Raw genomic sequence first — 8,066 nt, 5'->3', positions numbered from 1 at the left:
AGAAGAAGGCCGTTACCAAGAAGGCCGCGGTGAAGAAGACCGCTGCCAAGAAGGCGGCACCGAAGAAGAAGGCCACCGCCAAGAAGAAGGTGGTGAAGAAGGCGGCCGGCAAGAAGCGTCGCTAGGCCGTCGGCGGCCATGCACAACGGCCCGGGCCTGCCCCGGGCCGTTGTCGTTTCCGGGCCCGCAAATACGGCCCGAATTGAGCAAGGCGCCAAAGTATGCGATTTTAGGCCCGCATTTCAGCCCGCTTCGAGCCTCCAGTGCGTCCGTCCATTGCCCTCATTCCCCTGCTGCTGGCCAGCCTGACCTCTCCCGCGCACGCGCAGGATGATGCGTCCGGCCGCTGGGGCCTGTGTGCGGGCCTGCCGGACTGGGCACAGATGCCGCCGCTGCCCGACAGCCTCGACGCGGCCACCCGCTTCACGGCGGATGCGGCCGAGATGCAGCGGGACGGCCTGGCGACCCTGACCGGCGACGTGGTCATGCACCACGGGGAGCAGACGGTCTTCGCCGATCGCATGGTGTTCGAGGAGGCCACCGGCCGGATGGAGGCCGAAGGCAATCTGAGCATGGTCTCGCCGGAGCTGGCCGTGCGCGGCGCCCGCATGGAATCCAATCTCGACACCGGCCAGGGCAGCATCCTCGAGACCGAGTATTACCTGCCGCCCCAGCACGGCCGCGGCGAGGCCACGCGTATCGATCGCCCGGACGACGATACCCTGGTGCTGCACGACGCCACCTACACCACCTGCGACCCGGGCAAGAACCACTGGCTGCTGTCGGCCAGCCGCGTGACCCTGGACGAGCCCGAGGGCGAGGGCCGTGCCAGCCACGTGGTGCTGCGCCTGGCGAACCTGCCCGTCATGTATATGCCCTGGATCAGCTTCCCCATCACGGAGGAGCGCAAGAGCGGCTTTCTCGCCCCCTCCATCGGCAACTCCGACAAGCGCGGCTTCGAGCTGGAGACACCGTATTACTGGAACATCGCCCCCAACTACGACGCCACCTTCACGCCGCGCTACATGTCCGATCGCGGACTGCAGCTCAACGGCGGCTTTCGCTACCTGACACCCCGCAGCAACGGCGACCTGCAGCTCGCCTGGCTGGATGACGACCTCTACCAGGACGACCGCTGGCAGGGCCGCTGGCGCAACATCACGCGCCCGAGCGCCCGCACCCGGCTCGACATCGACCTCAACGGCGTGTCGGACAAGCAGTATTTCGACGACCTGGACACCTCGCTGGACGTGGTGAGCACCACCCATCTGCAGCAGCGCGCCGATGCCCGCTGGTACTTCGACCAGGGCGACCTGCTGCTGCGGGTACAGAACTACCAGACCGTGAGCGAGACCCTCACCTCCGTACAGTATCCCTACCGGCGCATGCCCCAGCTGCTGCTCAACGCCAGCATCCCGGACGGCGCCCTGGGCCTGGATTACGGCCTGCGCGCGGAGTGGGTGAAGTTCGACCACGACGACCGCGTCACCGGCAGCCGACTGGACCTCAAGCCGTCCATCGGCCTGCCGCTGCGTACCCCAGGCAGCTTCCTGGAACCGCGCGTGACGGGCCGCTACACCGCCTACCGGCTGGACGACAGCGTGCCGGAGGACGCACGCGAGCCCGACCGCTTCGTGCCCACCGCCAGCATCGCCGGCGGCCTGATCTTCGAGCGCGAGGCCTCGGCCCGCACCCTGCAGACGCTGGAACCGCGCCTGTTCTACCTCTACACCCCCTACCGCGACCAGGACGACCTGCCGCTGTTCGACACCGGCGAGCTCACCTTCACCTTCGCCCAGCTGTTTCGCGAGGACCGCTTCAGCGGCCCCGACCGCGTGGGGGACGCCAACCAGCTGAGCCTCGCGCTCACCAGCCGTTTCCTCGACACGGCCAGCGGTCGCGAGCGCTTTCGCGCCAGCATCGGCCAGATCCTCTATTTCGAAGACCGCGAGGTCACCCTGCCCGGCCAGCCGCAGGACAGCCGCAGCCAGTCGGACCTGGCCGCCGAGCTGGGGGCCAGGCTGGGCGACCACTGGCGCATGGACGGCAGCCTGCTGTGGGACCCGGAGACGGAACAAACCGCGCGCGGCAGCACTCGTATCCAGTACCGTCGCGACGGCCAGCACGTGGTCAATCTCGGCTACCGCTACCGCCAGGACGACATCGAACAGGCCGAACTCTCCTTCGGCTGGCCGCTGGCGCGGCGCTGGAACGCCGTCGGCCGCTGGATCTACGCCCTGGACGACAACCGCGACCTGGAAATGCTCGGTGGCGTGGAATACGACAGCTGCTGCTGGAAGGCCCGCTTCGTGGCCCGCAGTTATGTCACCGACGGCGGAACCGAATACAATGACGCCATCTACTTCCAGCTCGTGCTCAAGGGACTGACCGGCGTGGGCCAGAAGATCGACGAATTACTCGAAGAAGGTATCCTGGGTTATGAACTTCAAGACTGACCGCAGCCGCGCGCCCCATGCCGCCGGGCTGCTCGTGCTGCTTTGCCTGCTCGCCGTCCCGCTGTGGGCCGCCCCGCCCGCCGACGGCGTGCTGCTCGACCGTATCGCGGCCCTGGTCAACGAGGACGTGATCACGCACAGCGAGCTCGAGGCGCGCCTGCAGCAGGTCGCCCGCAACCTCCCGGACGGTCGCCAGCCCCCCATGGATGTGCTCCGCCGCCAGGTGCTCGATCGCATGATCATCGAACGGCTGCAACTGCAGTTCGCCGAGCAGATCGGCATCCGCATCGACGACGGCACCCTCAACCGCACCATGCAGGAGATCGCCCGGGGCAACAACCTGAGCCTGCCCGCCTTTCGCGAACAGCTGCTGGCCGAGGGCATCGACTACGACGACTTCCGCGAACAGATCCGCGACGAGATGACCATCACCCGCCTGCGCCAGCGCCAGGTGGACAGCCGCGTCAGCGTCAGCGACCGCGAGATCGACGACTTCATCGCCAGCCAGGCCGGCGCGGTCGACCGCGACGTGGAATACCGCCTGAGCCACATCCTGGTAAGTGTGCCGGAGGCGGCCAGCCCCGAGGACATCCGCCAGGCCCGTGAAAGGGCCGAGGCCCTGCGTGCGCGCATCGTCGAGCAGGGCGAGGACTTCGAGCAGGTGGCCATCGCCGAGTCCGACGGCCAGAACGCCCTGCAGGGCGGCGACCTCGGCTGGCGCCCGTCCGGGCGCCTGCCCTCGCTGTTCTCGCGCCCGGTCACGCTGATGGAGATCGGCGACGTCAGCGAACTCATCCGCTCCCCCTCGGGCTTCCACCTCATCCGCCTGGCCGACCGCCGCGGGGGCCAGCAGTCCAGCGTGCTGCGCACCCACGCCCGGCACATCCTGATCCGCCCCTCGGCCGTGCTCTCCAGTACCGAGGCGCGCGAACAGCTCATGTCGCTCAAACGCCGCATCGAGGGTGGTGAGTCCTTCGCCGACCTGGCCCGCGCCAACAGCCAAGACCCGGGTAGCGCCCGTGAGGGCGGCGACCTCGGCTGGGCCGACCCCGGCCAGTTCGTCACCGAGTTCGAGGAGGTGATGAATGCACTCGAACCCGGCCAGATCAGCGAGCCCTTCCAGTCGCCCTTCGGCTGGCACATCCTCGAGGTGATCGAGCGCCGCCAGCACGACAACACCCGCGAGCAGCTGCGTGCCCGTGCCCGCGAGTTCATCCGCGACCGCAAGCGCGAGGAGGAGCTCGAGGTCTGGCTGCGCCGCATGCGCGACGAGGCCTACGTGGAGCTGCGCCTCGACGACGCCCCCGTCGTCGACACCCGCAGCTAGCCCGGATGGCCGCCATCCCGCGCATCGCGATCACCCCGGGCGAGCCGGCCGGCATCGGCCCGGACCTGGTCATCGCCCTGGCGCAGCAGGCCTTCGATGCCGAACTGGTGGCCATCGCCGATCCTGCCCTGCTCGCGGACCGCGCGGCCGAACTCGGCATCCCGCTCGACATCGATCCCTGCGCGCCCGGCGCCCCGCCCGCCGCCCACGTCGCCGGCCGGCTGCGGGTGCTGCCCGTGGCCCTGGCCACCCCCGTGCGCTGCGGGCACCTCGACCCGGCCAACGCCGGCTACGTGCTCGAGACCCTGCGCCTGGCGGTGGACGGCTGCCTCGACGGCCACTTCGACGCCATGGTCACCGGCCCCGTACACAAGGGCGTGATCAACGACGCCGGCATCCCCTTCACCGGACACACCGAATTCCTGGCCGAGCGCAGCGGCGGCCACCACCCGGTGATGATGCTCGCGGCCGGCAACCTGCGCGTGGCACTGGCCACCACGCACCTGCCGCTGGCCGAGGTCAGCGCCGCCATCACCCGCGAGCGCCTCGCGCGCGTGCTGCGCATCCTCGATCACGACCTGCGCCAGCGCTTTCGCATCGAGCGCCCGCGCATCCTGGTCTGCGGCCTCAACCCGCACGCCGGCGAGGGCGGTCACCTCGGCCGCGAGGAGATCGAGACCATCGGCCCCGTGCTGGAACAGCTGCGCACCGAGGGCCTGGACCTCATCGGTCCCCTGCCGGCCGACACCCTGTTCACCCCGCGTCACCTCGCCCAGGCCGACGCGGTACTGGCCATGTACCACGACCAGGGCCTGCCCGTGCTCAAGCACGTGGGCTTCGGCCAGGCCGTCAACATCACCCTGGGCCTGCCCATCGTCCGCACCTCGGTGGACCATGGCACCGCCCTGGAACTGGCCGGCAGCGGCCGCGCCGAGACCGGCAGCCTGCACGCCGCCCTGGAACTGGCCATCACCCTCGCCCGGTCCGTTTGAGCGGGACGTGACCACCCCCGCCCGCCCCGCCGCCCTGCTCACCGCCATCGGCTGGTTCTGGCTGGTCAACGCCGGCACCCTGCTGCTCCTCCTGCTGGGACTGCTGGCCGGCTACCCGCTGTACCGGGAGTGGCTCGCCGGCTGGGTCGCCCTGCCGCCGCTACCCGGGATGGAACCGCTGACCTGGCTGGGGGCCAGGCTGCTCCCCCTGCTGCTCGTCCATGTGCTGCTCTGCCTGTTCGCCCTCTGGGCCAGCCTCGCACTGCTGAAGCATCGTCGCTGGGCGGCCCTGAGCCTGGAAGGCATGAGCTGGGCCTCGCTGGCCTACACCCTGCTCGCCGTCTGGATCCATTTCCATTTCTGGTTCTCGCTGCTCGAGGCCGTCGGACCGGCGGACCTCGGGCTATCTCCCGCGTTCTTTTATACCCTCATCATCGGCATCGGCCTGGGCCTCGGCCTGATGATCGGCCTGCCGTTCGCCATCGTCGCCCGCCTGCTGCGCCGGCCGGACCTGCGCGCCGCCACCCGCTGAGCGGGCAGACACTCAACTGCGCGGGCGCAGCATCTGGCTGTGGCTGCGCAGAAACGTCAGGAAGGTCGTGGCAACCACTGACAGCTGCTTCCCCTTCGGCCGCACCACGTACCAATAGCGCTGGATGGGGAAGCCCTCCACGTCGAGCACCGCCAGCTCGCGGGCACTGGGGTCCAGGTTCAGCGTGCTCAACGAGACCACGGCCAGGCCCAGTCCCCCGGCCACGGCCTGCTTGATGGCCTCGTTACTGCCCAGTTCCATGCGAACGTTAAGCGGCACCCCCTGCTCCCGGAACACGCGCTCCATGGTCATGCGGGTGCCCGAGCCCTGTTCGCGCACCAGAAACGCCTCGCCCGCCAGCGCGGCAAACGGGATGCCTTGGCGCCCCACCAGGGGATGAGCCGGCGAAGCCAGCAGCACCAGCGGGTTCTCGATCAGGGGCTCGCTCTCGATCTCCCAGCCCTCGGGCGGCACACCCATCACGTAGAGATCGTCCTCGTTGCGCGACAGGCGCTCGAGCAGGCGGTCGCGGTTCACCACCTCCATGGCGATGTCGATGCCCGGGTACTGGGCGCGAAACGGGCCCAGTACCCGTGGCATGAAGTACTGGGTGGTGGTCACGGTGCAAATGCGCAGGCGGCCCTGCTTCAGCCCCTTGAGGTTGGCAATGGACTGCTCGAAGCGGCCCCAGGTGTTCAGCCAGTCGGCGCAGGTCGCATAGAGCTCCTCACCCGCCTGGGTCAGAAACACCTGTTTGCCGATCTGTTCCAGCAACGGCAGGCCCACCGCCTCGCTGAGCTGGCGGATCTGCTTGGACACCGTGGGCTGGGTCACGTGCATCTCCTCCGCGGCGCGCGAGAAGCTGCGCAGTCGCGCCACTGCCTCGAAGGAACGCAGCTGTCGCAGGGTCACGCGCATACCCGACATGGGACTCCTCCGTAATCACTATAGCCTTTTTGCTATAGTCACTATGATAACTATTCATTATCGTTATTGTCAGCCTTTCCCTAGACTGTCTGCCATCGAGAAACCCACCGCTGGCGGCAGGCCTCACGCGTGACACCGCCGGCAAGACGGAGGTGAACATGTTGTTGCCCCAGACCCTGACACCCCATCTGGTGCTGGCCGCCCCCCTCCTCCTGCTGCTGGCCGGCCTCGTGCCCGCGAGGCTCGCCCGGGGCCGTCCCGCCGCCATGGGGCGACTGACCGAGGGCGCCGCCTGGCTGGCCTTCGTCAGCGCCCTGCTGGCCGCCGCCGCCCACGCCTACGATGCCACCCATTCCTGGACGCTGTGGTCCGCCCCCCTGCCGGGAGACGTCGGCGCCCTGTCGCTGTCCGTGTACGTGAACGCACTCACCGTCATCATGCTGCTGCTCGTCTCCTTCGTCGGGATGGTGGTTGCGCGCTACTCGCGCAACTACCTGGACGGTGAACACGGACAGGGGCGCTTCTACCGGTGGCTGAGTCTCACCCTGGCCTCGATCCTCTCTCTCATCGTTGTAGGCAACCTGCTGATGTTCGCCCTGGCATGGATAGCCACCAGCCTCTGCCTCCACCAGCTGCTGGTGTTCTATCGTCACCGCCCCACGGCCGTGCTGGCCGCGCACAAGAAATTCGTGGTCAGCCGCATCGGCGACCTGAGCCTGCTGCTGGCCGTGCTGCTCATCGGCAGCACCCTGCACACGCTGGAATTTGGCGAGGTCTTCGCCGCGATTCAGGACATGCAGGGCCCCCTGCCGGCAACACTGCACTGGGCAGCCGTGTTTGTCGTCATCAGCGCAGCCCTCAAGTCGGCCCAGCTGCCCTTTCACGGCTGGCTGCTGCAGGTGATGGAGGCCCCCACGCCGGTCTCGGCCCTGCTGCATGCGGGCATCGTGAACGCCGGGGCCTTCCTGGTGCTGCGCATGAGTCCGGTGATGGCCCAGGCCGAGATCGCCCTCGCAATGCTGGCGGTCGTCGGCCTTGCCACCCTGGCCGTGGCCTCGCTGGTGATGCTCACCCAGACCAGCATCAAGGTCTCGCTGGCCTGGTCCACCTCCGCGCAGATGGGCTTCATGCTGCTGGAATGCGGCCTCGGCCTCTACAGCCTGGCCATGCTGCACCTGGTCGCCCATTCGCTGTACAAGGCCCACGCCTTCCTGTCCTCGGGCAGCGGCGTGGATGCCTTCCGCGGCCCGGTGATGCCGAAGCCGGCCGGGGGCTGCCGACCCGTGGAACTGCTGCTGGCACTCGCTGCGACGGCTTCGATCACCGTCGCCATGAGCATGGCGTTCGGCCTGGACGTGCAGTCCCAGCCCACACTGCTTGCCGCCGCGGCCGTGGTCGCGATCGCCATCACGCAGCTGTTGCTGCAGGCACGCCGACAGGCCAGCCGCCCCGTCTTCATGCTGCAGGCGGCGGGCCTCAGCGTGGCCGTCACCGGGGCCTATTTCCTGTTCCACGGCCTGTTCGAGCACATCCTGGCCGACAGCATCTTCCCGGTCGCCGAGCCCCACAGTGCCCTGATGCTCGCGCTGACCGCGACCACCGTGGTGGTGTTCCTGCTGCTGCTCGTCTTCCAGCAGCTGTTCCGCTTCACCGCCACACCGCTGGCAGAGGCGCTTTACGTACACCTCTACAACGGCCTTTACATCGACACCGTGGTCACCCGCGCCCTCGATCGCCTCTGGCCCACGCCCTCACCGCAGGCCCTCGCCAATTACCGTCCTGAAGGAGGTTGAGCATGAACCCGACCGATGCCATGGCCTTCCGGCCCTCCA

Annotated in this window: 7 protein-coding genes; 6 read left to right on the top strand and 1 reads right to left on the bottom strand. The window is 68.5% G+C overall.

The window, feature by feature from the left end; translation table 11 throughout:
* From HUJ28_04725 to HUJ28_04705, 5 genes are all read left to right on the top strand, one after another.
* Positions 1-125, top strand: a 125-nt coding sequence (locus HUJ28_04725; GenBank protein MBD3618756.1) for a Ku protein, incomplete at its 5' end; no start/stop codon positions are given.
* 138 nt (positions 126-263) lie between these two features.
* A complete protein-coding gene (gene lptD, locus HUJ28_04720; GenBank protein ID MBD3618755.1) occupies positions 264-2,456 on the top strand; it encodes an LPS assembly protein LptD in 2,193 nt (730 codons plus the stop codon).
* The gene (locus HUJ28_04715) at positions 2,440-3,783 is read left to right on the top strand and encodes a peptidylprolyl isomerase (protein ID MBD3618754.1); all 1,344 of its coding nucleotides are present in this window, start codon (positions 2,440-2,442) and stop codon (positions 3,781-3,783) included. The genes lptD and HUJ28_04715 overlap by 17 nt, the downstream gene beginning before the upstream one ends.
* A 5-nt stretch (positions 3,784-3,788) precedes the next feature.
* Entirely contained in the window at positions 3,789-4,775 is a 987-nt protein-coding gene (gene pdxA / locus HUJ28_04710; protein MBD3618753.1) for a 4-hydroxythreonine-4-phosphate dehydrogenase PdxA, read from the top strand.
* A 7-nt stretch (positions 4,776-4,782) separates the two neighbouring features.
* Positions 4,783-5,307, top strand: a complete 525-nt coding sequence (locus tag HUJ28_04705) for a hypothetical protein (GenBank protein ID MBD3618752.1) — start codon at positions 4,783-4,785, stop codon at positions 5,305-5,307.
* 12 nt (positions 5,308-5,319) lie between these two features.
* Here HUJ28_04705 and HUJ28_04700 read toward each other — a convergent pair whose 3' ends face one another.
* Positions 5,320-6,225, bottom strand: a complete 906-nt coding sequence (locus HUJ28_04700) for a LysR family transcriptional regulator (protein MBD3618751.1) — start codon at positions 6,223-6,225, stop codon at positions 5,320-5,322.
* 167 nt (positions 6,226-6,392) lie between these two features.
* Between HUJ28_04700 and HUJ28_04695 the strand changes: the two genes are divergently transcribed.
* Complete coding sequence (locus HUJ28_04695; GenBank protein ID MBD3618750.1) at positions 6,393-8,027, top strand: NADH-quinone oxidoreductase subunit L; 1,635 nt, start codon at positions 6,393-6,395, stop codon at positions 8,025-8,027.
* The last annotated feature ends 39 nt before the right edge of the window (positions 8,028-8,066 follow it).

The sequence above is a fragment of the Chromatiales bacterium genome (assembly GCA_014762505.1).
Lineage (GTDB): Bacteria > Pseudomonadota > Gammaproteobacteria > SpSt-1174 > SpSt-1174 > SpSt-1174.
This window is presented reverse-complemented; position numbering and strand designations above follow the sequence as displayed.